Here is a 26,256-nt window from a genome sequence, read left to right as displayed (position 1 = left end):
CCGACTAGCGGGTCAGCCCGCCTAGAGGGTCAGCCCGCCTGGCTGTCGATCTCGGACGCCTTCTTCTCCCACGGGGCCACGATCGGGAAGTAGCGGTTGAGGAACGCCTTGACGGCGTCGCTGCGCACTTCGCCGTCGACCTCGGGGAAGCTTCCGTCGTTGAGGCAGAACATGTCGAACGAGCGCTTCTTGATGAGGCTCTCCATCATCTTCAGCCCGGCGCGCGTCGTGGTGTCGACGTACCTGACCCTGGCGTCGGTCTGCGCGACCGCCCGACCGGTGACGAGCGCGTAGTAGTGGTAGAGCGAGTTCGTCACCGAGATGTCGGCGCGGTTGCGGAACGCGTTGGCCGCGGTGCGCTTGAACTCCTCGGGGAACTCGCGCTCGAGTTCGGCGAGCACGCTCTTGCGCAGCGGTGCGGCGGAGTGCTCGAGGTGGCGCGTGATCGTGACACCGAACCGCTCGAACAGCACGTTGCGGTTGACGCGCGCGGCGTTCTCGAAGCCGCTTCGCTCGGGCGCGCTCGTTCCGAGGCCGATGCGGGTCTCCGCCTCGATGAAACGGGTGATGCCGCCAGGGGAGAAGAACATGTCGGGGGTTACCGGACGGCCGAAGAACATGTCGTCGTTGGAGTAGAGGAAGTGCTCGGCCAGCCCGGGAATGTGGTGCAGCTGGCTCTCGACGGCCTGCGAGTTGTGGGTCGGCAGCACCGAGGGGTCGGAGAAGAACTCCTCGCTGCGCACGACGGTGACCTTGGGATGGTCGGCGAGCCAGTGCGGGGTCGGCGAGTCGGTGGCGATGAAGATGCGGCGGATCCACGGCGCGAAGACGTAGACGGAGCGCAGTGCGTAGCGCAGCTCGTCGATCTGGCGGAAACGGGCCTCGTGGTCGTCGCCCTCGCCAACGACGTAACTCTGCATGCGCCTGGCCCTGGCACGCTGGAACTCGAGGTCGGTGCCGTCGACCCAGGAGAAGACGATGTCGATGTCGAAGGTGATGTCGGAGGCGAGCCGGTTGAACATCGGCTCGGCGGTGCGCCAGACGGTACCGTAGCGCTCCACCGTCGACTCGACGAGTTCGGAGCGCGGGATCACGGTGCGGGTGAGCGAGTTCTCGACCGGCGCGATGATCTCGGTTTCGGTGAACGACCAGAGTTCGAGCTGGATGCCCGTGGAGGCGCCGTAGCGCAGCCGGCCGAGCGGCTCGACCCTCGGGCGGAACAGGCGGAACACCCGCGCCTTGTCGTCGGTGGACAGCCGTCCGTCGGCGATGAAGAGGGCGGGGCCGGCGTTCGGGTCGACGGTCTTGGCGTAGAAGGGTTCGGTCGCCATGGCGACGGCGAGCGCGTCCTGCAGGACGGAACGCTGTTTCCAGTCGACGGCGATCACCGGGCGCTCGTCGTTGCCGCGCACGAGCAGGTACTCGAGCCCCGCGTCATCCAGAACACGCTTGACGAACAGCAGGTCGGCGATCATCGACTCGTGCGGCGTGAGCTGGTCGTTGATCAGCGAGAGCTGGCCCTTGTGCAGAACGACGTCGCCGCGCGACAGCGTGCGAGGCCACGACGAAGGAACCGCCGTGACGTCTGCGCGGCCGCTCTTGGCGGCCTCAAGGTTTTTGCTCACTGGACAACTGTAGTCGAGCACGCTGGCGATCCGGAGTGGGGTGGCGGCGGGGGTGAGCCCTAGAGTCGGAGGATGACCACGCGAAGCGCCGCGGACGAGCGTTCCCTAGCGAGATTCCGCGCCCTCGTGCGCATCCCTACGGTGTCGAGGCTCGACGGTTCGCAGACCGACCTGGCCCAGTTCGACCTCTTCGTGAACACGCTCCCCGAGCTGTATCCGGCACTGCACGGCGCGCTCGAACGCGAATTCGTCGACGGCCACTCGATGCTGTACCGCTGGGCCGGGAGCGAACCCGACGGCGACCCGACCGTGCTGATGGCCCACTACGACGTGGTGCCCGCCGCCGAGGAGGGGTGGACACTGCCGCCGTTCGCGGCGGAGATCGTGACGGGCGGGGGCGCGCACGGCGGCGACCTCCTCTGGGGCAGGGGAACCCTCGACGACAAGGGTGCCCTCGTCAGCATCCTCGAGGCGGTGGAGGCGCGCGTGCTCGAGGGTTTCCGCCCCCGGCACGACGTGTACCTGAGCTTCGGCCACAATGAGGAGACGACGGGCGCCGGGGCCGCCGCGATCGTCGACGAGCTCGAACGACGCGGCATCCGGCCCGCGCTCGTGCTCGACGAGGGCGGCGCCGTGGTCGAGGGCATCTTCCCCGGGGTCGCAAAACCGAGCGCGGTGGTCGGAGTGAGCGAGAAGGGCATCACCTCGCTCACCCTGACCGTGCGGCAGCAGGGCGGCCACGCCTCGACTCCCCCGCGGCTCACCGCGACCGGGCGGCTGGCCCGCGCGATCGTGCGGCTGGATGCGAAGCCGTTTCCCGCGCGGTTCTCCCCCACCAACCTCGAGATGATCTCGACGCTCGGCGCGCACGCGACCGGACCGCTGAAGTGGGTGTTCGGCAACCTCTGGCTCACCCGGCCGCTGCTGCTGCGTCTGTTCGCGCGGCTCGGCGACGAGACGAACGCGATGGTGCGCACCACGCAGGCGGTCACGCAACTGGGCGGCAGCCAGGCCGCCAACGCGCTCGCCGAGCGCGCGACGGCGACCGTCAACGTCCGTGTCGCCGTCGGCTCGTCGGTGGCCGACGCTGTCGCGCACGTGCGCTCGGCGATCGGCGACGACGCGGTGCAGATCGAGGTCGAGCATCCGAGCGAACCGTCGCCGGTCTCGCCGACGACGGGACCGGCCTGGAACCTGCTGGCGCGCACGATCGAGCAGAGTTTCGAGGGCGTGGTGGTGACCCCATACATCCAGCTCGGCGCGAGCGACAGCAGGCACTTCACGCGCATCAGCCGTCACGTCTACCGGTTCAGCCCGTTCGAGATGACGGCGGAACAGCGCGGCACGCTGCACGCCGTGAACGAGCGCATCGACGTCGACACCTGGCTGCGCGGCGTGCGCTTCTACGAGCGGTTGCTCGGTGCGCTCTGACCGTCGGTCGGCGCGGCCGCACGGGCGGCGGTGTTCTTCTCGGCGGTGAGGGTGATGCGTCTGGCCATGCCCGCGAAGATCACGCCGTGGAACGGCAGTATCGCCATCCAGTAGAGGCGGCCACCGAGACCGCGGGGGAAGAAGACCGCCCGCTGCCGGTAGACGGCACCCGGGGCATCCGGATCCGCTGCCTCATGGTCGGGGGTCACGGTGAGCTCGAGCCACGCCGGTCCCGGCACGCGCATCTCGGCGCGCAGGCGCAGGAAGCGGCCCCGGTCGAGCTCTTCCACGCGCCACCAGTCGAGCGCCTCGCCGATTCCGAGCCGGGTGGCGTTGCGGCGGCCGCGCCGCAGGCCGACTCCCCCGACGACCTTGTCTGCCCAGCCGCGGGCCGCCCAGGCCAGCGGGAACGAGTACCAGCCGTTCTCGCCGCCGATTCCCTCGACGACGCGCCACAGCTCGGCCGGGCTGGCCTGCGTGTGCTTCTCGCGCAGGTCGGTGAACACGGTGTGCCCCGACCACTGCGGGTCGCTCGGCAGCGGGTCGCTCGGGGCGCCGTACACCGACGAGTCCTGCCAGCTCGTCTCGACCTCGCCCGCGCGCTCCTTGCCGAGCGCGAGGCTGACCGAACGGCGGTAGCCGGTGAGGCCGCCTTCCGGCAGCGGGACGAAGTCGTCGATGTCGTTCTCACGCACGACACAGTCGTACTGCAGCGACGCGATGATCGGCACGGCCAGGGCGCGCGGGATCGGGGTGACGAGATTGACCCACTGCGAGGCGAGCCACGGTGTGAAGACGGGCAGAGACGCGATCGGGCGCTGCTTGAGGCCGGCCTCGAGGGCGTAGCCGTTCATCATCTGGCCGTAGCGCAGAACGTCGGGACCGCCGATGTCGAAGGTGCGGTTGACCTCGGGCGGCAGCTCGGCGGCGGCCACGAGATAGTGCAGCACGTCGCGCACGGCGATCGGCTGGATGAAGTTGCGCACCCACTTCGGGGCGGGCATGTAGGGCAGCACCTCGGTGAGGTGGCGGATCATCTCGAACGACGCGGAACCGGAGCCGATCACCGTGCCGGCCTGCAGCGCCGCGGTGGGCACGCCGGAGTCGAGGAGGATGCGGCCCACCTCCGCGCGGGAGCGCAGGTGCGGGCTGAGCGGCCCGTCGGGGTGCAGGCCGCCGAGGTAGACGATCCGCGACACTCCGGCGTTCTTCGCCGCGGTCGCGACGGTGGTCGCCGCGAGCGACTCGCTCTTCTCGAAGTCGCCGCCGGCCCCCATGGCGTGCACGAGGTAGTAGAGCACGTCGACGCCCTCGACGGCCGCCGTCACCTCGCCTGCCACGGTGAGGTCGGCCTTCACGATCTCGACCCGGTCGGCCCACGGATAATCGCGAAGCCTCTGCGGGTTACGCACCGCCACGCGCACGTCGTAGCCCGCGTCGAGCAGGCGCGGCACCAGCCGTCCGCCGACGTAGCCGCTTGCACCGGTCACCAACACTCGCTTAGCCATCCGGCCACGCTACGCGCGCTCTCCCTGAGAATTTCGCCCTCGCGCCCGTCGATAGAATGTGCATCATGACGACGACGACCGCGACCGGCGAAACCACCACCAAAAACCTCGCCCTCGCGATCGACATCGGCGGAACGAAGGCCGAGGCCGCCCTCGTCGATTCGAACGGCCAGGTGGTGCCCGGCAGCCGCTTCCGCCGCCCCACCGGAGCGGGCTCCACCTCCGACGAACTGGCCGCGGCCGTGCGCTCCGTGCTCACCGACGCCCTCGCGACCCGCGCCGCCGGCACCGACCTTCTCGGCGTCGGCGTCGGCTCGGCCGGCCCGATCACCGTGGCCCGAGGACTCGTCTCACCCCTGAACCTCGCCGTATGGCGCGACTTCCCGCTGCGCCAGCTCGTGGTCGACTCCGTGCCAGACGTGCCGGTCACCATGCGCATGGACGGCGAATGCATCACCCTCGCCGAACACTGGGTCGGCGCGGCCGTCGGCTACGACAACGTGATGGGCATGATCGTCTCCACCGGCATCGGCGGCGGCCTCATCCTCGAGGGCTCCGCGATCGCCGGCCCCACCGGCAACGCGGGCCACATCGGGCACGTCGAGGTCGGCGGTTTCGACGACCCGTGCCTCTGCGGCGGCATCGGGTGCGTCGAGGCGATCGCCTCCGGTCCGAAGACGGTGGCCTGGGCCAACCGGCAGGGCTGGACGGGCGCGAGGGGCGAAGACCTCGCGGCCGCCTACGCCGCCGGCGACCCGATCGCCATCTCCGCCGTCGAACGCTCCGGCCGCGCCATCGGGCAGGCCATCGCCTCGGCGGCCGCCCTCGACGACCTCGACATCGTGGCGATCGGCGGCGGGTTCTCGCGCGTGACGCCCGACCTCTTCCGGTTCATCCGCGCAGCCATCGCGAAGCGTGTGGCCTTCGGCTTCGTCACCAAGGTGAAGGTCGTTCCGTCCGCACTCTCCGACGCCGGCCCCCTCATCGGATCGGCCGCGCTCATCCACCGCGCGGAGATGATCGCGTAACGCGACGCACTCAGCGCTTCAGCTGGTCCTCGACCATGCCGGGCCGCGACAGCACGACGGCGCCGTAGATGCCGACGAGCGACAGCACGAGAAGGAACGTCAGCGGCACGGTCCAGCCCCCGGTCGCGTCGTGCAGCACCCCGACGAGCAGCGGGCCGAAGGCGCCGATCGTGTAGCCGATGCCCTGGGCGAAACCGCTGAGCGCGACCGCACCCGTGTGCGTGCGGGTGCGCTTGTTGATCAGCACGAGGCAGATCGGGAACAGGATGGGGCCCGCGCCGGCGAGCACCACCCACAGCGCGGTGAGGGTCTCCGGCACCAGCAGCAGGCCGAGGTAGCCGGCGACGAAGAAGAACACGCCGAGCACGATGAGCCACGCCGGGCTGCGCAGGCGGCTGACCAGGATGGGCGCGACGATCGAGGCCGGCAGCCCCGCGATGGCGTAGAGCGCGAGCAGGTTGCCGCTCGCGGCCGGGCTGACACCCACGAGGTCGACGAGGATCTGCGGCAGCCAGGCGAAGGCCGAGTAGGCGCTGATCGTCGAGACGGAGAACGTGATCGCGATGGCCACCGCGACGGGCGAACGCCAGAGCCGGCCCTCGAGGGCCGCATCCGGAATCTCGGGTTCCGTCGTCTCGTCGAGCAGGGCCGCCGCGCGGTCGCGACGATGACGCACGAGCAGCATGATCCAGGGCACGATCGCGGTGCCGGCCACCGCCGCCCAGATCCCGAGCGAGAAGCGCCAACCGAGCGCCTCGCTCACCGGGACGGCGAGCACCGACGGCAGGGCGGTGCTGACCGCCATCAGGGTCGCGTAGGTCGACGTGATGAAGCCGATGCGGTCGGGGAAGTAACGCTTGACCACGGGCGGCAGCAGCACATTGCAGACGCCGATGCCGAGCAGGGCGACGGCACTGCCGATCAGGAGGACGGCGAAAGAACCGGATGCGGCTCGCAGAATGTGGCCGACGACCATGAGCCCGATCGCGACCACGATCGCGCCCTCGAGGCCGAGGCGACGCGAGACGAACGGACCGATGAAGCCGGATACCGCGAAGAAGATCGGCGGCAGCATGCCGATGAGCCCGATGGCCACGCTCGAGAGCGGGATGTCGACGTCGATCTCGTCGATGATCGGCGAGATCGCCGCGACGGCGGAGCGCAGGCTGAGGGCGACGAGGAGGATACCGACGAGAGCGAGGGTCCGACCCGCCCAGAGTGGGAGGCGGGTGGGAGAGGGCATCGGACCAGTTTACGGCGCGTACCGCCCGGCGGTGGCCGCAGTACAGTGGGTGCCGATGAGCGATGTATCGAGGTACCTGCCGCTGAGCCAGCGTCCCCGCCGCGACGAGAGCGGCGTCACGGGCGACTGGAGCGAGCGCCTCGCCGCCGTGCTGACCAGCCTGGCGGCGCTCGTCGACGGCCTCGCCCCCGAGGCGCGGGCCGGGGTGCACGACGACCTCGCGCGCCTCGTCTGGCGCCTGCGCGCGACGCGGCGGGAGCGGGCGACCGCCGCCCTCAGCCGCCGGTCGCCCCGCGCACTCTCCGACGACCTGCCCGCCCTGCTTCGCGCGGTGACGACCGACTCCGCGAGGCGTCGGCCGCTCGGCGACCTGGCCGCCGCCGTCATCACGGCGCTCGACGTCGCTGAAGCCACCGGCTCCCCCATCGACATCGACCCGGTCACGCTCGGCGCCGTCGCGGTCGCCAGGGCGTTGAACGCACCGCTGCCGATCCGGGCGGTTCTCCGCGACGTCACGCTCGTGGCGATCGACGGCGACTGGTTCGTGGGGCGGGGTCCGGAATCACGCTCGCTGGGCGCGAGCATCGTGCTGTTCCTCTACGGACGCACGGGCCTGCCGCCGGCCTACGATGGGGAGCAGGAGGAAAATCATGGCTGAGAAAACAGGCGGATTCGACATCGGCGGACTCGAGGGCGTCGTCGGCAACCTATTCGGCGGCAAGCACTTCGACATCAAGGCGCTGGAGCCGATGTGGGCGCAGATCCAGCCGTTCCTTCGCGACCTCCCTGCCGACGAGATCGCCGAGAAGATCGGCTCGTGGGCGAAGGAGCTCCAGCTGCCCATCGTGGGCACGATTCCGGCCGACGTGGTCGAGAAGATCCAGCACGGCGTGCGGGTGCCGCTCGCGCGGCTGATAAAGACCTAGGCTGTCGAAGCCTTCTCCGGATAGCCGAGGATCGCCCGCACCTTGGTTTCGTCGTCGGCGATCTGCTCGATGAGGGCCTCGATGGTCGAGTACTTCACCTGCCCGCGGATGTACTCGACGAACGCCACCTCGACGATCTTGCCGTAGAGGTCGATCGTCTCGTCGAGCACGTGCGCCTCGACCTGCTTCTCTGGCACGCCGTCGAAGGTGGGGTTGTTGCCGATCGAGACGGCCGCGCCGTAACGCACGCCGTCGGCCGTGAACCAGGCCGCGTAGACGCCGTCGCCGGGGATGAAGCCCTCGCTGCGCGGCGACAGGTTCGCCGTCGGAAAGCCGAGGGCGCGACCGCGCTGGGCGCCCATGACCACCTCCCCGCGCACCGTCGGCTCGTGTCCGAGTACGAGTGCCGCCTCGGCGACCCGGCCGGCGGCGAGCAGCTCCCGGATCCAGGTGGACGACGCGCGGCGCGAATTGTGCGAGTCGGACTCGGGCTCGACGACGTCGTCGATCACGTGCACGGCGAAGCCGAAGCGCTGGCCGAACTCGCGCAGGGTGTCGACGGTGCCGCTGCCCCGGTTGCCGAAGCGGAAGTCGGCCCCCACCATAACGACCTTGGCGTGCAGTGCGTCGACGAGGATGCGCTCCACGAATTCGAGCGGCGACTGCTCGCTGAACGCCCGGTCGAAGGCCAGCATCACCGTGGCATCCACCCCCGCTCGCGCGAGCAACTCGACCTTCTGTGCGTTGCTGACGAGGGGAGGCGGGCAGGATCCCGGATTCAAGAGGGCGAGCGGATGCCTGTCGAACGTCACGATGGTCGCCTGCAGCGAGTCGCGCGCGGCCACGTCGCGCAGCTCGGAGATGACCCGGCGGTGGCCGGCGTGCACGCCGTCGAACTTGCCGATCGCGACGGCACTCGGACCGAACCCGGCGGGAACCTCGCCGAGCGACTGGAAGAACCGCACGCCTAGACCCCGGTGCTTCTCGCGAGGGCGGCATCGTCGGCGACGACGGCGCGCGGGCGGCGACGGTAGAGCCAGAGCATTCCGAGCAGGGGCAGCACGAGCGGCACGTAACCGTAGCCGGCGCCGAAGCCCGACCAGACGGTCTTCGCCGGGAAGAGCACGGGGTCGAAGATGCTGAGCAGTCCCACGACGAGCACTCCGAGCAGTTCGAACGAGATGGTGATCCAGGCGACGCGGTACCAGGCGGGGCCGGGCGCGATGAGCGCGATCGTCGCGACGATGTAGACGACGGCGGCCAGTGCGGAGAGCGAGTAGGCGACGGGGGCCTTGTCGAAGTCGTCGAGCAGCTGGAAGACGGATCGACCGGTGGCCGCGAGTGCGAGCAGCGCGTAGACGGCGATGAGCACGCGCCCGATGCCGGCCGAACGTGAGGGAGTCGTGGTGGTCATTGTTCTTAGATTACGCGACCTGAACGAACCAGATTTGATACATGCGGTAGAGCATCACCGCGACGGCGAGAGAGGCGACGCCGAGCACCGCTGTGCTCCAGCGCGTGCGGTCGACGAGCCCCCAGACGATGGCCAGCGGGGGGATGAGCGCGGCGGTGACCAGGTAGACCCAGAACTCGAGCGTGCTGCCGCTCGCGGTGTTGCCGAACGCCGGGGCGAGCGCCGCGACGACGATCTGCGCCAGGAGCAGTACCTCGACCAGGGCGGTTGCGCCCATGGTGATGTCGGCCGGGCGCTTGCCGGCGAGGCCGAGCACGAGGGCCAGCAGGCCGGCGACCAGGGCCACGACGATCTGCGCGTAGGCGAACCACTCGATCATCGCTCGGCTCCCGTCACTCGGGCGGCCTGCACTCGGGCGACCGTCATTCGAGCACCTCGTCGGTGGGGAAGTTCACGATGGCCCGCACGGTGGAACCCCTCACCTCGAGCAGTCCGACCAGACGGCCGTCGGGGCCGAGACCCGCGATCGGACCCGCGGTGCTCTCGAGGCCCTCGACGGTGAGCCGTTTGCCGTGCACGAGGTCGATGACGTCCTGCCCGTCGAGGGTGTGCGAGGGGAAGAGCGCGGTGGCGACCGACGCGGGGCTCAGCAGGCGGTCGTTCACCACGAGGGTCTCGAGGGTCGCCGCGTCGGCGACGTCGAACGGGCCCACCCGGCTGCGACGCAGGGCGGTGAGGTGGCCGCCGACACCGAGCGCGTCACCCAGGTCGCGGGCGAGGGCGCGGATGTAGGTGCCGCTAGAGCACTCGACGCGCACGTCGAGGTCGATGAACGGCGCGGATCTGCGGGTGGCGAGTACCTCGAAGGCCGAAATGGTGACGGTGCGCGACTTCAGCTCGACATCCTCGCCGGCGCGGGCCAGCGCGTAGGCGCGCTTGCCGTCCACCTTGATCGCGCTGAAGCTGCTCGGCACCTGGGAGATCTCGCCCGTCAGCCGCGCGATACCGGCGGCGATCTGGTCGTCTCCGATCGCCGAGGCGTCGACCGCTTCGCCGAGGGTGCCCTCCGCGTCATCCGTATCGCTCGACTGGCCGAGGCGGATCGTGGCGGAGTATTCCTTGCCGAGGCCCACCATGAAGGTGAGCAGCCGCGTCGAGCTGTTCATGCCGAGCACGAGGAGGCCGGTGGCCATCGGATCGAGTGTGCCGGCGTGGCCGATCTTGCGGGTGCCGGCGAGCTTGCGGGTGCGGGCGACGACGTCGTGGCTCGTGATGCCCTGCGGCTTGTCGACGAGCAGGATGCCGCTGGCCGGATTGGTGGGCGGCTTCATCGGTCGATCCCGTCTGTGCCGCCGCTCATGGTGCCAGTCTATCAATGGCTAACTGGGGTAGCCGAGCGGACGCACATCCGGGAGCGCATAGTCTTTCCCCATGCGAATCGCGGTGATCGGGGCTGGCGCCGTGGGTGGCGCCATCGCGGCCCTGCTCGCGGCGGGCGGGCACGACGTGTCGGTCACGACGCGCGGGGCGAATCTCGAGGCGATCCGGCGCGACGGCATCAAACTGCGCGGCGAGTGGGGCGACCACGACGTGCGCGTGACCGCGGCCGAGCGGCTGTCGCCCGGAGCCGAACTCGTGTTCGTCACGACCAAGGCTCAGGATGCCGCGGCGGCCCTCGCCGACAACCGTGAGGCCATCGGCGACGCCCCCGTCGTCGCCGTGCAGAACGGTCTCGGCGGGGTCGAGACCGCGCGTGCCGGGGTCCCTGGCAACCCCGTCGTCGGAGCGCTCGCGATGTTCGCCGCCAGTTACCACTCCCCCGGCCGGGTGACCATAACCACCGCCAGCCAGACTTTCGTCGGCGGCGACGACCGCGATGCCACGGCGCTCGTCGTGCGCGTGCTCGGCGCGGTGATACCCGTCAGACGCGTCGACGACTTCGCCTCGGCGCAGTGGACCAAGCTCGTGTACAACCAGCTGAACGCGCTGCCGGCCGTGACCGGACTGAGTGTGCAAGACGTCATCGCGCACCGCGGCCTGCGCCGGGTCCTCACCCGCAGTATGCGCGAGGCGGTGGGCGTGGCCCGGGCCGACGGCGCGCGCTTCGTGCCCTTGGGCGGGCTGAGCGAGTCCGTGCTCGGCGCCTTCTCGCGGGCGCCCCTATGGGCTGCTGAAGCGCTGCCGCGCGTGTTGCGCCGCCGGCTGGGTCCGACACCGAACCCCGGCTCGACGCTGCAGAGCATCCGCCGCGACCAGCCGACCGAGATCGACTACCTCAACGGCGCCGTCGTCACCGCGGGCGAACGCCTGGGCGTGCCCACACCGATCAACGCGCTCATCGTGCGGCTCGTGCACGAGGTGGAGTCGAGCAAGACCTTCGTGGTGCCCGAGGTCGTCATCGCCAGGGTCGCAACAGCCACCGAGACCGACACCGAGGTCTAGCCGCAGCGCCGCGCCCGCGCGCTAGCAGCTGTCGGCGAAACGGCGACGCGGGTGCTCGGCGTCGACGTTGTCGACGATCGCGGTCGCCGCGGTGCGCGGCTTCGACTCGGCGGCGTAGAGCGCCTGCGCGCCGCTCTGCTCCTCCGCCGCCTCGAGCCAGATGGAGTAGTTCCACAGGCCGCGCAGCTCGGGACGGTTGAGGAAGCTGCCGTCGACGATGAGCAGCGCGTCCGCCGGGCCGGTGAGCCAGACCGGTTCCACCTGGGCGTCACGCTCGACGTCGAAGGCCGCCGCGACGAAGCCGGTGCTGCCGCCCATGCGGAACGGCTGGATCAGCGTGCGCTGGAACGTCAGGTAGTCGTAGGAGTCGCGATAGGCGCCCTCCGCCGAGTCGCGCCCGCGGGCAAAGCGCTCGGCGCGCGGGCGGTGGAAGCCCTCGATCGACGCACGGAACACCGCGTGGCCCTTGAGCCGCATCGCGCCGGCGAGATCGTCGGCGAACCGGCTTGTGCCGGCGGCGTCGATACCGTCGACGGCGACGACGGTGCGCCCCTTGCCGTAGTTGTGGAGGATGTCGTCGGCGAGAGCCGCGAGCACGTCTTTCTTCTCGGGCTGCCAAGGCGTCATCCGGCCAGCCTACGCCGCGCTTAGGCTGGGGGTGTGAGCATCGCACCGGCCGTCAGCGACTGGTTCGTAGCCAACGGTCGCGACCTGCCCTGGCGCCGCCCCGGCTTCACCGCGTGGGGCACTCTCGTGAGCGAGTTCATGCTGCAGCAGACGCCCGTCGTGCGCGTCGTCCCGCGGCTCGAGGAGTGGCTCGAACGCTGGCCGACACCGGCCGACCTCGCCGCGGCCTCCCCTGGCGACGCGGTGCGCGCGTGGGCGAGCCTCGGCTACCCGCGCCGTGCCCTGAACCTGCACGCCGCCGCCGTCGCCATCACCGAGCGCCACGGGGGCATAGTGCCCGAAGACGTCCCCTCGCTCCTGGCGTTGCCCGGCATCGGGGACTACACCGCGCGTGCCGTGGCGGTCTTCGCGTACGGCCACCGGCATCCGGTCGTCGACGTGAACATCCGGCGCGTGCTCGCCCGGGCGGTGCGCGGCGTCGGCGAGCCCGGACCCGCGTCGAAACGGGACCTGGCCGAGATGGAGGCGATACTGCCCGAGTCGATTGCGGATGCCCGTACCGCGAACGCGGCCGTCATGGAACTCGGGGCCGTCGTCTGCACGGCGAGGTCGCCTCGTTGCGAGGTGTGTCCGATCGCCGATGCCTGCGCGTGGCGCCTGGCCGGCTACCCGGCGTTCGAGGGACGGCGGGCTCCCGTGCAGAAGAAGTTCCCCGGCAGCGACCGGCAGGTGCGCGGACTCATTCTCGCCGAGCTGCGCGCCAGCGAAGTCCCCGTCACCGCCGGCGAGATCGAACTGGTGTGGGCGATCGAGGAGCAGCGCGAGCGCGCCCTGGCCGGGCTGCTCGTCGACGGCCTCGTGGTCGACGTCGGCGGCGCGTTCGAGCTGCCGAGCTAGGTACGCCGGCGCGACTCGCCGCAAATGAGCCGAAAACGGCGAGATGAGGCGTCCGTTACGCCGTCATCTCGCCGGAATCGGCTCATTCGTTGAGGTTACGGGCGCGGGCCCGACTCGAAGGCCGCGTCGTCGTCCTCGTCGTCGCCGGCCAGGTCTTCGTCGTCGCCGACGAACGGGCGCGGCTTGACGTACGGGTCTTCGTCACCGGCGTACTGCGCGGTCTTCGCGAGCGTCTCGGACTCGGCGTCGCGCGAGCGGGCCTCGTTCAACAGGCTCTCGATGAGCGCGGCGTTCTCGGGGATGCCGTCGGCGATGAACTCGATGCTCGGCGTGAGGCGGGCGGTGATGTTCTTCCCGACTTCGCTGCGGATCATGCCGGTGGCCGACTTGAGGGCCGCTGCGGTGTCCGCGCGCTCCTCGTCGGAGCCGTAGACCGTGTAGAACACCGAGGCGTGCTGGAGGTCACCGGTGACACGCACGTCGGTGATGGTCACGAAGCCGAGGCGTGGGTCTTTGACGCCGCGCTCGAGGGTCTTGGCGATGATTACCTTGATGCGGTCCGCCATCTTGGCGGCGCGAGCCTGATCGGCCATGTCGTGCTCCCTGTTGTCTAGCGATACTGCTGCTCAGCGATACTGCTGATTAAGGCGCCGATTGGGCAGGCCGCAAGCGACCTGCCCAATCAAGCGATGACACCGTGGGGACTAGACCCGCGGCTTTTCCTTCATTTCGATCGTCTCGATCTCGTCGCCGATCTGGATGTCGTTGAACTTGCCGAGACCGATACCGGCCTCGAAGTCCGTACGAACCTCGGTGACGTCGTCCTTGAAACGACGCAGGCTCTCGATCGCGAGGTTGTCGCCGACGACGACTCCCTCGCGGATGACGCGGGCCTTGGCGTTTCGGGTGATCGTACCGGAGCGCACGATGACACCCGCGACGTTGCCGAACTTGGAGGAACGGAAGATCTCGCGGATTTCCGCGACACCCGACTGAACCTCTTCGAACTCCGGCTTGAGCATTCCCTTGAGGGCGTTCTCCACGTCTTCGAGAGCCGCGTAGATGACCGAGTAGAAGCGCACGTCGACACCCTCGCGAGACGCGCGGTCGCGCGCCTTCGGGTCGGGGCGCACGTTGAAGCCGATGATGATGGCGTTGTCGACGGTAGCGAGGTTGACGTCGCTCTCGGTGACAGCACCGACACCGCGGTGGATGATCCGCAGCTGAACCGACTCGTCGACCTCGATCTTGAGCAGCGACTCTTCGAGTGCTTCGACAGCACCGGAGACGTCACCCTTGATGATGAGGTTGAGCGATTCGACCTTGCCGTCTTCGAGGGCCTTGGTGAAGTCCTCGAGGCTGATGCGCTTGCGGCTGCGGGCGAGCAGGGCGTTGCGCTCTGCGGCTTCGCGCTTTTCGGCGATCTGGCGGGCCGTGCGGTCGTCGTCGGTCACGAGGAACGTGTCGCCGGCGCGGGGAACGGAGGTGAGTCCGAGCACCTGCACGGGGCGGGCCGGCGTCGCGAACTCGACCGAGTTGCCGTTCTCGTCGAACATGGCGCGCACGCGGCCGTAGGCCGTTCCGGAGACGATGGGGTCTCCGACCTCGAGCGTTCCCGACTGGATGAGCACGGTCGCGACCGCACCACGTCCCTTGTCGAGCTTCGCCTCGATCGAGACACCACGGGCATCCTTGTTCGGGTTGGCACGCATGTCGAGACCGGCGTCTGCGGTGAGCAGCACGGCGTCGAGCAGCTTGTCGATGCCGATGTTGTTCAACGCCGAGACGTCGACGAACATCGTGTCTCCGCCGTACTCTTCCGCGACGAGACCGAACTCGGTGAGCTGCTGGCGCACCTTGGCCGGGTTCGCACCCACCTTGTCGACCTTGTTCACCGCGACGACGATCGGCACGCCGGCCGCCTGAGCGTGGTTGAGGGCTTCCACCGTCTGGGGCATGATGCCGTCGTCAGCCGCGACCACGAGGATCGCGATGTCGGTGACCTGGGCACCACGGGCGCGCATGGCGGTGAACGCCTCGTGGCCCGGCGTGTCGATGAAGGTGATCTTGCGTTCGATGCCCTCGTGCTCGGCGGCGACCTGGTACGCACCGATGTGCTGCGTGATTCCGCCGGCCTCGCTCGCGACGACGTTCGCATTACGAATGGCGTCGAGGAGGCGGGTCTTACCGTGGTCGACGTGACCCATGACGGTGACGACGGGGGGCCTGATCTCCAGGTCTTCGTCGTCTTCGTCTTCGAGCTCCTGGTCGAGGTCGATGTCGAAGCCGCTCAGCAGCTCGCGGTCTTCGTCTTCCGGCGAGACCATGTCGATCTTGAACCCGAGTTCGTCACCGAGGATCCCGAAGGTCGCCTCGTCGAGGGACTCGGTCGCCGTAGCCATCTGTCCGAGGTGGAACAGCACGGTGACGAGGTTTCCGGGGCTGGTGTCGATCTTGTCGGCGAAGTCGGTGATCGACGCGCCACGACGAAGACGGATGACCGTCGAGCCGTCGCCGCGGGGGACACTGACGCCACCGAGCGACGGGGCTTCGCGAAGCTCGAACTCGGCGCGCTTCGTGCGCTTCGACTTGCGGGCCTTGCTCTTGCCGCCACCGCGACCGAAGGCACCAGCGGTACCACCGCCCGGGCCGCGACCGCGACCGCCGCCGCCTGCGGGGCGGTTGGGACCGAAGTTGGAACCGGGGGTTCCGGGGGCTCCACCGGGAGCGCCGCCGGGACGGAAACCGCCGCCGGCCGGACGAGCGCCACCGGCGCCGCCGGGACGACCGGCACCGGCCGGACGAGCACCGAATGCCGGCGGGCGTGCACCCTGGCCGGGTCCACCCGGACGGGGAGCGCCGGGACGCGGGGCGCCCGGACGCGGGATGCCGGGCGTGCCCGACGGAGCCGCTCCGGGAACCGGAGCGCCGGGGCGCTGCATGCCCTGGTTTGAGGCGAAGGGGTTGTTGCCGGGACGAGCGGCGCCTGGACGCTGCATGCCCTGGTTGCTGCCGAACGGGTTGTTACCCGGGCGGGGCTGTCCGGGGCGGGGGATGCTCGAAGCGCCCGGCTTGGCGCCGGCTGCCGCGGGAGCAGCACCCTCGGCGGGTGCGGCGGGGGCCGCGGCTGCGGCGGCTGCTGCCGCCTCGGCCTGGGCCTGGCGCTCGGCCACCGTGAGGGGGGCCGGGGCGGTGACGACCGGCTCGGCGACGGGCTCTTCGACGACGACGGGTGCCTCGGCCGCTGCGGGCTTGGGCGCCGCCGGACGCGGAGCCGCGGCCTTGACGGGGGGCTTGGGGGCACTGGGGGCCGCTGCGGCCGGCTTGACGCCGGCTGCTTCGAGCGCCGCCTTGAGGCGACGCGCTACGGGGGGCTCAATGCTCGACGAGGGGCCCTTGACGTATTCGCCCATTTCTTTGAGCTTGTCGAGGGCGATCTTGCTGTCGACGCCGAGTTCGGCGGCGATTTCGTGTACGCGTGGTTTGGCAGCCACAATTCTCCTGTCTGGGTCTGCACCCGGACAGGGGCAGACCATTAGTGGACGGAACTCATTTCGAGCCGCTCATTAGTTGTCCATAGGTCAATCAGCCTGTTCTTCATGGAGTCTCTGGGAGACTCCGCCAATTGCGAGAAGCCGCACGGTATCGACCGTGACACTCGAACGAAACGCTCGACCGAAGGCCTTGCGTTTCACTGAGGTTTCTACGCACTGAACCGTGGGATGTACCCACGCACCTCGGCCGGGAAGCGTTGCCGACGGATCGGCGACGACGACACCGTCACGAGCAACCACCCTCAACAAGGAGGAACGGTCGGCGCGCACTCGGCAGCCGAGGCAAGTTCTAACGGGTTCCATACTACCCCCTCATGAGTGCCGGGGCCTGTCCGGTCCCTGAGCTTGTCGAAGGGGCGCTCCGACGAGCTCAGGGACCGGAAAGCTACTTGTCTTCGAGAATCGAATCCGGCTGGATGTCGATGCGGGCGCCGGTGAGCTTCGCGGCGAGGCGGGCGTTCTGGCCCTCTTTGCCGATCGCGAGCGACAGCTGGTAGTCGGGAACCAGGGCACGGACGGCCTTGGTCGCCTGGTCGATCACGAACGAGCTCGTGACGCGCGCCGGCGACAGGGCGTTGCCCACGAAGGTCGCAAGGTCTTCGGAGTAGTCGACGATGTCGATCTTCTCGTCGTTCAGCTCGGCCGACACGGCGCGGACGCGCTGTCCGAGCTCGCCGATGCACGAGCCCTTGGCGTTGATGCCCGCCTCGGTGGCGCGGACGGCCATCTTGGTGCGGTGTCCCGCCTCGCGGGCGAGCGAGGTGATCTCGACGAGACCGCTCGCGATCTCGGGGACCTCGAGTGCGAAGAGCTTGCGGACGAGAGCCGGATGCGTGCGGCTCACGGTGATCTGCGGACCCTTGGCGCCCTTGGCGACGCTCGTCACGTAGACGCGCAGCCGGCTACCGTGCGCGTACGTTTCGCTCGGCACCTGCTCTTCGGGCGGCAGGATCGCCTCGATCGTGCCGAGGTCGACGTGGATCATGCGCGGGTTGGGTCCCTGCTGGATGATGCCGGCGACGATGTCGCCCTCGCGGCCCCGGAATTCGCCGAGGATGTGCTCGTCGGCGATGTCGCGCAGGCGCTGGTTGATGACCTGCTTCGCCGCGAAGGCGGCGATGCGGCCGAAGTCGCTCGGGCTGTCTTCCGCCTCGCCGATGACGGTTCCGTCGTCGTCGACCTCGGCAACGAACACGCTCACGTGTCCGGTCTTGCGGTCCAGGTGGACGCGCGCCTTCGTAGGCGCACCCTCACCCGGCTTCTGCTCGTTCTCTTCGGTGTGCTTGAGATAGGCCGTGAGAATGGCCTGCTCGATAATCGCGACGAGTTCCTCGAACGGAATCTCGCGCTCTCGTTCCATGAGACGCAGCACGCTCAGATCGATGTCCACTGAGGGCCTCCACTATTCAGGTTTTTGTTGGTCCGCGGCCTCTGGGTCGCGAATACCTGAAGACTAAGTTACCCGAGCCGCACCCGCATCGCCTACCGCGCGCCCGCTCCGGTCACCACGGTTTGAGCGGGAAGCCCTGGTTTCCGCTGTCTTCGCCCCGGTCGAGCGACTCGCCGTTCTGCAGGTCCTGCTCCCCCGCCTGCCCCTTCTGCCCGAGCTCGTCGAGCTGCTGGTCGAGGCCGCCGGAGTCGGTGTCCCCGCCGGGATCGGCGGCCTGGCTCTGCTGCTCGGCCTGGTCGATCTTGCCCTGCACACGCGGGCCGGCCTCGGTCAGGTCGACTCCGGACGGCTCGGGCGGCACGCAGTCCTCCCCCTCGGCGATGACGGCGAGCGACGCCTCGTAGAGCTGCTTCGCGCCGTCGGGGAAACCGGCGGCGGAGTAGATGTCGCCGAGCCGCTCCCAGCTGAGGGCGAGATTGACGCGGACATCGCACTGGCGCTCGGCGGGGGCGAGCTCAAGGGCGCGTTCGAAGTCGTCGACCGCGTCGGTGTACTCCTCCTGCGCCGCCTTGGCATCGCCACGGTTGAACCATGGCAGGTAGGGCTCGACGATCTGCTGATCGAGCAGGCTCGTCGAACGGTCCTCGCTCGCCTCGTACAGGCCGGAGTCGTACAGGTCGATGGCGGTCTGGTTCACCACGGAGAGCCCGATCAGCCGCACGGCCAGGTAGAGCAGTGCGACGAGAACGGGCAGCGACCAGAGCAGGTACTTGGCGCGGCGCCGACGCCGGGCGCGCGTGTCGTCCTGGTGCGCGTGCGAGCTCACGTGGTCACCTCCCGTCTTCCCTTGGGCTTCAACTCGGCGAGGGCGCCGCCCAGCAGCACGATCTCGACGAGGGCGAGGAGACCGAGCGGGATCGCCGGAATCCAGTAGAGCTCGGTGCGCACCCCGCGGGCGCCCTCGGTGATGTCCGCATCGCCCACGTCGAACTCGGCCAAGACCGGCTCGATGCTCGAGGCGGCGGTGCGCTGCGTGTAGCCGACACCGAGCTGGGCGGCGATCTCGGCGAGCTGCTCCTCGTCGATGCGCGAGATCGCGTCGACCGGTTCCCCCGCGCTGTAGTCCTGGATGTAGGGCGCCGGTGCCGCCGGGTCGACGTAGCCGCCGTCGAACTGGCGCATGGGGCCGCCCTCGGCCGTGCCGTAGCCCAGCACGGCTCCCCCGCTGAGCAGGGGGGCGAGCGACTCGAAGCTGCCCGGCACGGCTCCGGAGGTCTGTTCGCCGTCGCCGAGGTAGAACAGCACCCGTCTCTGGCGCGGGTTCTCGGCGGCGGCCTCACCGAGGATCTCGCCGAGCACGGCGACGGGCTCGTCGACGCTGCTGCCGAGCGAGTACGCGGTGACCTCCTGCGTGAGCACGTCACCCGCGGAGACGAGAGCCGTGGCATCCGTCGTCAACGGCACCCGCTGCACCACGGCACCGTCGAAGGTGACGAGCGAGAAGCTCGCCCCGTCGAGCTGCTGGGCGATCGCTCGGATGTCGGCCTTGACGCCGTCGAGCCGCGGGGCGCCGCCGGCCCAGTCTTCCGCGGCCATACTGCTGGTGGTGTCGACCGCGATGTAGACCTCGAGTCCGCCCTCGGCCACGGAGCGCTGCGCGGGCGGTGCAGGGATGATGGGCTGCGCCGCCACCGCGGCCAGCAAAACCACGGCGGCGATGCGCGCCACCCACGCGACGCCGACCCGCACGGACGGTGCCCGCAGGATGCGCCAGACGGCGAACGCGGCGAAGACGGCGGCCAGGAGAACGAGCAACCACAGCGGTACGAGCGAGTCGAAGGTCATCGGCGCAACCTCCAAGCGAAGACGAACAGCCCCGCGAGCCCGAGGAAGGCGATGAGCACGGGCACCTCGGGCCGGTCGGTGAGCACGATCTGCGGTTCCCCCACCATCTCGGCGGCCTGCTGGGAGGTGATCTCGTCGACGATAGACGGGATGGCCTTCGGGTCGTCGAGCGCGAAGTACGAGCCCTGTGTGCCCTCCACCACCGTGCGGAACTCGACCGCCAGGTCGTCAAGGTAGGCCTTCGCGTCGGTGTCGCCCGGGTTGATGCCGTAGACGGTGACGCCCCGCTGCTGCGCGAGCGCTCCCGCCTCCGGCAGGGTGAAGATCGGCTCGCCGGCGATGAGGTTGTCGGTCACCAGAATCACCGAGCGGCTGCGTTCGGCGTCGGGTGTGTCGAAGCGCACGACGCACGACGCGAGTCCGTCGCCGACGAGCGAGGAGCCGTTGCCGAACAGTGTTCCGCGGTAGTAGTCGCTGGTCTCGGAGTCGAAGTCGTCGCGCAGCGCGGCGAACTGGTCGGCGATGTACTCGTAGTCGCTCGTCAGCGGGAACCGGGTGACCGCGGAGGCGTTGAACACGACGAGCGAGATGCGCTCCCCCGTGAACTGTTCGGCCAGCTCGCCGAACACGTCGAGCACCTCTCTGTCGTAGTCGACCATCGACCCCGAGACGTCGAGGCAGAGCACGATGTCGCGGTTGCTGAGTTTAGGTTGAACGGATGACACGGAGGCGGGCCGCGCCGTGATGAGCGCCACGCCCACGAGCAGCACGAGGAGGCTGGCGATGAGGCCGACGAGCAGCCGGCGGTAGCGGCGCAGCGCGCGCGCGTAGCCCGGCAGGCCCGTGAGGCGGTCGCGGTGGGCGATGGGCAGCGACAGAGCCGTGCGGCGCCGGCTGCGACGCGCGAGCACAGCGGCGACCGCCACGGCCGCGGCGAGCCCGACCAGCCAGAGCGGGAGCATCCACCAGAAGATCAGTTCCATGTACGCACCAGCTCGCTGGCCCTGGCGATGGCGTCGTCGATGCGGCCGCCGGTGTTGCCGCTGAACGCGCCGGGGTAGAGGCGCTCCACCGTCTCGGCGAGGGCGCGGTGCGGCGTTCTGCGCAGGTCGTCGAGGGTCATAAACCGGGCGCGCACACCCTGCGCGTCGGAGGCGAACGAGCGCACGAGGGCGCTGAGCTCGTGGTGGGCGTCGCTGAACGTCACGGCACCGGCGTCGTAACGGCGTCCGACATCGTCGATGCGGGCGAGGTAGGCATCGCGCACGGTCTCGGTGAGCTGCGGAATAGAGCCGACGTATTCGTACGGTTCGGCGCGGCGACGCGTGAGCAGCAGCACGAACACGAGCCAGCCGATCACGAGGGCGACGAGTACGACCCCGATCACGAGCCACACCGGCGAGTACTGCACGGGCGGGTAGAAGCTGCCGTCCGTGAGCGTCGCGGCACCGACCAGAGTGTCAACGACGCGCATGACGGTGCACCTCCAGTAGCCGGAACAGCCCCGGAACGACCTGCGCCTCGCTGCTCACGCGCTGGCTGCTCACGGCGAAGCTCTCGAAGACGTCTTCCGCCCTGGCCGAACTCTCGGCGACCGCGGCTCTGAACTCCGCCCGCAGCGACGCGTCCCCGCGCAGGAACGCCGGGATCGACGCTTCGTCGTGTACGTCGTGCATTCCGCTGCTCCCCCACTCGGGCTTCATCAGGTCGGCGTCGCCGATACGCAGCCAGAGCACCTCGTGCTGCACACACAGCCGGCGCACGAGTCGCTGCTCTTCGGCGCCGAGCTCGCGGTCGTCGGCGATGACGAACACGATCATGCGGCGGCGGAACACCTTCGCCGCGTACTCGAGCTGCCTGGTCAGGTCGCTCGCGCCGGAATCGACGCGAGTGTTCGTGTCGATCTTCTGCAGCATCCGCTCGAGGTGCGCCTCGGTCGACGCCGGTTCGACGAAGAGGGTGTGGTCGGCGTCGCCCGCGACCATGGCGACCCGGTCGCCGTGCCGGATGGCGAGATAGCCGACGGTTCCCGCCGCGAGCACCGCGAGGTCGCGCTTCGTCTCGCCGTGCTCGGCGAGGGCGGCCATATTGCGGCCGGTATCGGCGATCACGAGCACCGTGTGCTTGCGCGAGGCGATGAACCTCTTCGTCATCGGCGTGCGCAGCCTGGCCGTAGCCTTCCAGTCGATATCCCGCACCTCGTCGCCCGCGACGTAGGGCCGGAGGTCGTCGAACTCCATACTGCGCCCGTGGAAGACCGACGTGTACTCCCCCTCGAGCAGCCCGCGCACCCTGCGGTGCGCGCGGATCGAGAGTGTCGTTTTGACGCGACGCAGCAGGGATGTCACACGGGGCCTATGGCGCCTGCACGGCGTCGAAGACGGCGTCGATGATGGTCTCGGGAACGATGTTGTCGGCGATCGCCTCGAAGTTCAGGATGATCCGGTGCCGCAGTACGACGTGGCGCAGGGTCTTCACGTCCTCCGGAATCACGTGGTCCCGACCGTTTAGCAGGGCGAGCGCCCGCGCGGCCTTGCTGAACGCGATGCTCGCGCGCGGGCTCGCGCCGTACTCGATGCTGCCCGCGAGCTCGGCACCGATGTACTGGTCGGCGTGACGGGTGACGTACACGGCCGAGACGATGTAGTTCGTGATCGAGTCGTCGAGGAAGACGCGCTTCGTGACGGACTGCAGGAAGAGCACGTCGTCGATGGTGACCGTGGCGGGGTGCACGTCGGTCGACTCGTCGTCGTCGTAGACACCGGCCTCGAGGCGGGCGAGGATCTCGATCTCCTCGGCGAACTCGGGGTAGTCGAGCACCTCCTTGAGTAGGAAGCGGTCGAGCTGGGCCTCGGGCAGGTGGTACGTGCCCTCCTGCTCGATCGGGTTCTGCGTGGCGAGCACGAGGAACGGGTGCGGCAGCGGGAACACCTCGCCGCCGATCGTGGTCTGGCGCTCCTGCATCGCCTCGAGCATCGCCGACTGCGTCTTGGCGCTCGAGCGGTTGATCTCGTCGAGCAGCACGAAGTTGGCGTGCACCGGTCCGAGCTGGGTTGAGAAGCTCGACGTGGCGTAGTCGAAGACCTGGCTGCCGATGATGTCGGAGGGCAGCAGGTCGGGGGTGCACTGGATGCGCTTGAAGCTCGCGCTCACGGCGTCGGCGAGTGCCTTGGCCGCGGTGGTCTTCGCGAGGCCTGGCACGCTCTCGAGCAGGATGTGTCCGCCGGTCATGAGCGCGATCATCAGGCTCGAGCGCAAGCCGTCCTGGCCGACGACGGTGTGCCCGTAGGACGCCGTGATGGTGTCGAGGATGGACTTCGCCCGCGCGAGCTCGTCCGGCGAGATGCGGGTCACTTCGACAGGACCTCGACGAGCTCGGCGACCGTGTACGGCGTGCGTTCGTTCGTGCGGCGGTCCCACAGCTCGACGTTGCCGTCGACGGCACCGCGACCGACGATCACGATGAGCGGAACGCCCAGCAGTTCGGCATCGCCGAACTTGACGCCCGGCGAGACCTTGGGGCGGTCGTCGAACAGCACGTCCTTGCCCTTCCCCTCGAGCGCCGTCACGAGGGCCTCGGCCGTCTCCCAGACCACCGGCTCCTTGCCAGCGGCCACGACATGCACGTCGAAGGGGCTCACCTCGGCGGGCCACAGCAGGCCCTTTCCGTCGTTGGTGCTCTCGGCGATCACCGCGAGCACGCGCGTCACGCCGATGCCGTACGAGCCCATGGTCACCGTGACCTGCTTGCCGTTCTCGTCGAGCACCTTGAGGCCGAGCGCCTCGGCGTACTTGCGGCCGAGCTGGAAGACGTGGCCGATCTCCATACCGCGGGCGAGCTCGACCGAGCCGGAACCGTCGGGCGCCGGGTCGCCGACCCGTACGTCCGAGGCCTCGACGACGCCGTCGCCGACGAAGTCGCGGCCGGCGACGAGTCCGAGCACGTGCTTCTGGTCGACGTTCGCGCCGGTGATCCACTGGGTCCCGTCGACGACACGGGGGTCGAGCAGGTAGCGGATGCCACTGGATGACTCGGTGCCCAGCACGGGCCCGACACTCGACCACGGTCCGATGTAGCCCTTGACCAGCAGCGGGTACTTCGCGAAGTCGCTCTCGCCTGCTGCTTCCACTTCGGCGGGAGCGAACGCCACCTCGACGCGCTTGAGGTCGACCTCGCGGTCGCCGGGCAGGCCGACGACGACGAGTTCGCGCGTGCCGTCGAGATTCACGAGCGCGAGCACGACGTTCTTGAGCGTGTCGGCCGCGGTCCACGGCCGGTCGGCGCGGGGCTGCTCGGCGTTGGCCAGGTCGACGAGCGTCTGGATGGTCGGCGTGTTGGGCGAGTCGAACACGCGGGCCTCGGGCAGGCCGTCGACGGGGAGGGCGTCGGGCACGACCGTCGTGAACGCTTCCACGTTCGCGGCGTAGCCGCCATCCGTTCGCACGAAAGTGTCTTCTCCCACCGGCGTGGGGTGCAGGAATTCTTCGGAGCGGCTTCCGCCCATCGCCCCGGCGTCGGCCTTGACGATGACGTACTCGAGCCCGAGGCGCGCGAAGATGCGCTCGTAGGCGTCGCGCTGGGCCTGGTAGCTGAGATCGAGCCCCGCGTCGGTGTAGTCGAAGCTGTAGGCGTCCTTCATCGTGAACTCGCGGCCGCGCAGCAGTCCGCCGCGGGAGCGTGCCTCGTCGCGGTACTTGTCCTGGATCTGGTAGATCGAGAGCGGCAGGTCTTTGTACGACGAGTAGAGGTCTTTCACGAGCAGCGTGAAGACTTCCTCGTGCGTCGGCGCGAGCAGGTAGTCGGCGCCCTTGCGGTCGGTGAGGCGGAAGAGGTTGTCGCCGTACTCGGTCCAGCGGCCCGTGGTCTCGTAGGGTTCGCGCGGCAGCAGACCGGGGAAGTGCACTTCCTGGGCGCCGGCGGCCTCCATCTCCTCGCGGATGATGGCCTCGATCTTGCGCTTTACCTTGAGGCCGAGCGGCAGCCAGGCGTAGATTCCGGGCGCCTGGCGGCGGATGTAGCCCGCACGCACGAGCAGGCGGTGGCTGGCCACCTCCGCATCGACGGGATCTTCACGGAGGGTGCGGACGAAGAGCTGCGAGAGACGAGTAGACACCCGGCGATTCTAGTTGAGCAATCTCGGAGCGCAGAGACTCGGCCTACGGCGTGACGACTACCGGCGAACCCGTGGCACCCACCGGCATCTCGGCGGCGAGGCGGTTGGCCTCCTCGATCAGTGTGGCGACGATGTCGGCCTCCGGCACGGTCTTGATGACCTCGCCCTTGACGAAGATCTGGCCGCGACCGTTTCCGCTCGCGACGCCGAGGTCTGCCTCCCGGGCCTCGCCCGGTCCGTTCACGACGCAGCCCATGACGGCGACGCGCAGCGGCACGGTCATCTTCTCGAGCCCCTCGGTCACGTCGTTGGCGAGCTTGTAGACGTCGACCTGGGCGCGTCCGCAGCTCGGGCAGGACACGATCTCGAGCTTGCGCTCGCGCAGCCCGAGGGACTGCAGGATCTGCAGGCCCACCTTGACCTCCTGCGCGGGAGGGGCGGACAGCGAGACACGGATGGTGTCGCCGATGCCCTCGCCGAGAAGCAGGCCGAAGGCGGTGGCGCTCTTGATGGTGCCCTGGAACTCGGGGCCGGCCTCGGTGACACCGAGGTGCAGCGGCCAGTCGCCGCGCTCGGCGAGCAGGCGGTAGGCCTTAACCATCGTGACGGGGTCGTTGTGCTTGACCGAGATCTTGAAGTCGTGGAAGTCGTGCTCCTCGAACAGGCTCGCCTCCCAGACGGCGCTCTCGACGAGGGCCTCGGGGGTGGCCTTGCCGTACTTCTGCAGCAGGCTCGGTTCGAGCGAACCGGCGTTGACGCCGATGCGGATCGAGACGCCCGCGGCCTTCGCTGCCGCGGCGATCTTGCCGACCTGATCGTCGAACTTGCGGATGTTGCCCGGGTTGACGCGCACGGCGCCGACACCCGCATCGATCGCCGAGTAGACGTAGCGGGGCTGGAAGTGGATGTCGGCGATGATCGGCAGCTGGCTCTTCGACGCGATGATGTGCAGCACGTCCGCGTCGTCCTGATGCGGAACGGCCACGCGCACGATGTCGCAGCCGGTCGCCGTCAGTTCGGCGATCTGCTGCAGGGTGGCGTTGATGTTGGTCGTCTGCGTGGTGGTCATCGACTGCACGCTGACTTGGGACTCGCTGCCCACTCCGACCTTGCCGACCTTGATCTGGCGGGTCTTTCGGCGGGGGGTGAGGACGTTGGGGGCTTTGGGGAGTCCGAGGTTTATGGCAGGCACGTTGTCGATTCTACTTTCGG

Annotated in this window: 26 protein-coding genes; 6 read left to right on the top strand and 20 right to left on the bottom strand. The window is 69.3% G+C overall.

Annotation, left to right across the window (positions count from 1 at the left end; genetic code table 11):
- Positions 1-29: 29 nt before the first annotated feature.
- Positions 30-1,625 (bottom strand): stealth family protein, encoded by a 1,596-nt coding sequence (locus tag IEV96_RS02105; protein WP_229732954.1) that lies wholly within the window; start codon positions 1,623-1,625, stop codon positions 30-32.
- Positions 1,626-1,697: 72 nt separating this feature from the next.
- On the opposite strand from IEV96_RS02105, the gene IEV96_RS02100 reads away from it, so the two are divergent.
- Entirely contained in the window at positions 1,698-3,056 is a 1,359-nt protein-coding gene (locus tag IEV96_RS02100; protein ID WP_188509057.1) for a M20/M25/M40 family metallo-hydrolase, read from the top strand.
- On the opposite strand, the gene IEV96_RS02095 is transcribed toward IEV96_RS02100, so the two are convergent.
- On the bottom strand, positions 3,029-4,564 hold the full coding sequence (locus tag IEV96_RS02095) for an SDR family oxidoreductase (protein ID WP_188509056.1): 1,536 nt from the start codon (positions 4,562-4,564) through the stop codon (positions 3,029-3,031). The two genes, IEV96_RS02100 and IEV96_RS02095, sit on opposite strands and share 28 nt — an antisense overlap.
- A gap of 65 nt (positions 4,565-4,629) precedes the next feature.
- Between IEV96_RS02095 and IEV96_RS02090 the strand changes: the two genes are divergently transcribed.
- Positions 4,630-5,592 (top strand): ROK family protein, encoded by a 963-nt coding sequence (locus IEV96_RS02090; protein WP_188509055.1) that lies wholly within the window; start codon positions 4,630-4,632, stop codon positions 5,590-5,592.
- A 10-nt stretch (positions 5,593-5,602) separates the two neighbouring features.
- On the opposite strand, the gene IEV96_RS02085 is transcribed toward IEV96_RS02090, so the two are convergent.
- Positions 5,603-6,835: an MFS transporter gene (locus IEV96_RS02085; RefSeq protein ID WP_188509054.1), complete on the bottom strand. Its 1,233-nt coding sequence runs from the start codon at positions 6,833-6,835 to the stop codon at positions 5,603-5,605.
- 55 nt (positions 6,836-6,890) lie between these two features.
- Here IEV96_RS02085 and IEV96_RS02080 point away from each other — a divergent pair, with 55 nt between their 5' ends.
- Positions 6,891-7,493 carry a hypothetical protein gene (locus IEV96_RS02080; protein WP_188509053.1) on the top strand — a complete coding sequence of 201 codons (603 nt, stop codon included), beginning with the start codon at positions 6,891-6,893 and terminating at the stop codon, positions 7,491-7,493.
- Positions 7,486-7,761: a hypothetical protein gene (locus IEV96_RS02075; protein WP_188509052.1), complete on the top strand. Its 276-nt coding sequence runs from the start codon at positions 7,486-7,488 to the stop codon at positions 7,759-7,761. The genes IEV96_RS02080 and IEV96_RS02075 overlap by 8 nt, the downstream gene beginning before the upstream one ends.
- On the opposite strand, the gene IEV96_RS02070 is transcribed toward IEV96_RS02075, so the two are convergent.
- Genes IEV96_RS02070 through truB form a run of 4 tightly spaced genes read right to left on the bottom strand, consistent with a single transcriptional unit; the run spans position 7,758 to position 10,506 of the window.
- On the bottom strand, positions 7,758-8,726 hold the full coding sequence (locus IEV96_RS02070) for a bifunctional riboflavin kinase/FAD synthetase (RefSeq protein WP_188509051.1): 969 nt from the start codon (positions 8,724-8,726) through the stop codon (positions 7,758-7,760). The genes IEV96_RS02075 and IEV96_RS02070 overlap by 4 nt on opposite strands.
- Positions 8,727-8,728: 2 nt before the next feature.
- A complete protein-coding gene (locus tag IEV96_RS02065) occupies positions 8,729-9,175 on the bottom strand; it encodes a hypothetical protein (RefSeq protein WP_188509050.1) in 447 nt (148 codons plus the stop codon).
- Positions 9,176-9,185: 10 nt separating this feature from the next.
- Positions 9,186-9,554, bottom strand: a complete 369-nt coding sequence (locus IEV96_RS02060) for a hypothetical protein (protein WP_188509049.1) — start codon at positions 9,552-9,554, stop codon at positions 9,186-9,188.
- A gap of 43 nt (positions 9,555-9,597) precedes the next feature.
- Positions 9,598-10,506, bottom strand: coding sequence for a tRNA pseudouridine(55) synthase TruB (gene truB, locus IEV96_RS02055; protein ID WP_188509048.1), 909 nt, complete (start codon positions 10,504-10,506; stop codon positions 9,598-9,600).
- A gap of 100 nt (positions 10,507-10,606) precedes the next feature.
- Between truB and IEV96_RS02050 the strand changes: the two genes are divergently transcribed.
- Positions 10,607-11,617 carry a ketopantoate reductase family protein gene (locus tag IEV96_RS02050; RefSeq protein WP_188509047.1) on the top strand — a complete coding sequence of 337 codons (1,011 nt, stop codon included), beginning with the start codon at positions 10,607-10,609 and terminating at the stop codon, positions 11,615-11,617.
- Positions 11,618-11,638: 21 nt separating this feature from the next.
- Here IEV96_RS02050 and IEV96_RS02045 read toward each other — a convergent pair whose 3' ends face one another.
- The gene (locus tag IEV96_RS02045; RefSeq protein ID WP_188509046.1) at positions 11,639-12,244 is read right to left on the bottom strand and encodes a nucleoside/nucleotide kinase family protein; all 606 of its coding nucleotides are present in this window, start codon (positions 12,242-12,244) and stop codon (positions 11,639-11,641) included.
- A 33-nt stretch (positions 12,245-12,277) separates the two neighbouring features.
- Here IEV96_RS02045 and IEV96_RS02040 point away from each other — a divergent pair, with 33 nt between their 5' ends.
- Complete coding sequence (locus tag IEV96_RS02040) at positions 12,278-13,141, top strand: iron-sulfur binding domain-containing protein (RefSeq protein ID WP_188509045.1); 864 nt, start codon at positions 12,278-12,280, stop codon at positions 13,139-13,141.
- Between the two features lie 95 nt (positions 13,142-13,236).
- Here the strand turns inward: IEV96_RS02040 and rbfA are convergent, their stop codons facing one another.
- From rbfA to ispG, 12 genes are all read right to left on the bottom strand, one after another.
- Positions 13,237-13,734, bottom strand: a complete 498-nt coding sequence (rbfA, locus tag IEV96_RS02035) for a 30S ribosome-binding factor RbfA (RefSeq protein WP_188509044.1) — start codon at positions 13,732-13,734, stop codon at positions 13,237-13,239.
- A 111-nt stretch (positions 13,735-13,845) separates the two neighbouring features.
- A complete protein-coding gene (gene infB / locus IEV96_RS02030; RefSeq protein ID WP_188509043.1) occupies positions 13,846-16,677 on the bottom strand; it encodes a translation initiation factor IF-2 in 2,832 nt (943 codons plus the stop codon).
- Between the two features lie 45 nt (positions 16,678-16,722).
- Positions 16,723-16,998, bottom strand: a complete 276-nt coding sequence (locus tag IEV96_RS02025; RefSeq protein ID WP_188509042.1) for a YlxR family protein — start codon at positions 16,996-16,998, stop codon at positions 16,723-16,725.
- Positions 16,999-17,080: 82 nt separating this feature from the next.
- On the bottom strand, positions 17,081-18,085 hold the full coding sequence (nusA, locus tag IEV96_RS02020) for a transcription termination factor NusA (RefSeq protein WP_188509041.1): 1,005 nt from the start codon (positions 18,083-18,085) through the stop codon (positions 17,081-17,083).
- 112 nt (positions 18,086-18,197) lie between these two features.
- Entirely contained in the window at positions 18,198-18,911 is a 714-nt protein-coding gene (locus IEV96_RS02015; protein ID WP_188509040.1) for a tetratricopeptide repeat protein, read from the bottom strand.
- Positions 18,908-19,930, bottom strand: a complete 1,023-nt coding sequence (locus IEV96_RS02010; protein WP_188509039.1) for a vWA domain-containing protein — start codon at positions 19,928-19,930, stop codon at positions 18,908-18,910. Before IEV96_RS02010 ends, IEV96_RS02015 begins: the two co-directional genes overlap by 4 nt.
- A complete protein-coding gene (locus tag IEV96_RS02005) occupies positions 19,927-20,913 on the bottom strand; it encodes a vWA domain-containing protein (protein ID WP_188509038.1) in 987 nt (328 codons plus the stop codon). The genes IEV96_RS02010 and IEV96_RS02005 overlap by 4 nt, the downstream gene beginning before the upstream one ends.
- A complete protein-coding gene (locus tag IEV96_RS02000) occupies positions 20,904-21,404 on the bottom strand; it encodes a hypothetical protein (protein WP_188509037.1) in 501 nt (166 codons plus the stop codon). The genes IEV96_RS02005 and IEV96_RS02000 overlap by 10 nt, the downstream gene beginning before the upstream one ends.
- A complete protein-coding gene (locus IEV96_RS01995) occupies positions 21,391-22,278 on the bottom strand; it encodes a DUF58 domain-containing protein (RefSeq protein WP_188509036.1) in 888 nt (295 codons plus the stop codon). The genes IEV96_RS02000 and IEV96_RS01995 overlap by 14 nt, the downstream gene beginning before the upstream one ends.
- Positions 22,279-22,285: 7 nt before the next feature.
- Positions 22,286-23,284: an AAA family ATPase gene (locus IEV96_RS01990; protein WP_188509035.1), complete on the bottom strand. Its 999-nt coding sequence runs from the start codon at positions 23,282-23,284 to the stop codon at positions 22,286-22,288.
- Positions 23,281-25,044, bottom strand: coding sequence for a proline--tRNA ligase (locus tag IEV96_RS01985; RefSeq protein ID WP_188509034.1), 1,764 nt, complete (start codon positions 25,042-25,044; stop codon positions 23,281-23,283). The genes IEV96_RS01990 and IEV96_RS01985 overlap by 4 nt, the downstream gene beginning before the upstream one ends.
- A gap of 43 nt (positions 25,045-25,087) precedes the next feature.
- Complete coding sequence (ispG, locus tag IEV96_RS01980; protein ID WP_188509033.1) at positions 25,088-26,236, bottom strand: flavodoxin-dependent (E)-4-hydroxy-3-methylbut-2-enyl-diphosphate synthase; 1,149 nt, start codon at positions 26,234-26,236, stop codon at positions 25,088-25,090.
- Between the last annotated feature and the right edge of the window lie 20 nt (positions 26,237-26,256).

Origin of the sequence: Conyzicola nivalis (assembly GCF_014639655.1) — a bacterium.
In the GTDB taxonomy this organism is placed as follows: domain Bacteria; phylum Actinomycetota; class Actinomycetes; order Actinomycetales; family Microbacteriaceae; genus Conyzicola; species Conyzicola nivalis.
Note: the sequence above shows the minus strand (reverse complement) of the source record. Positions and strands in the feature narration are given on the sequence as shown.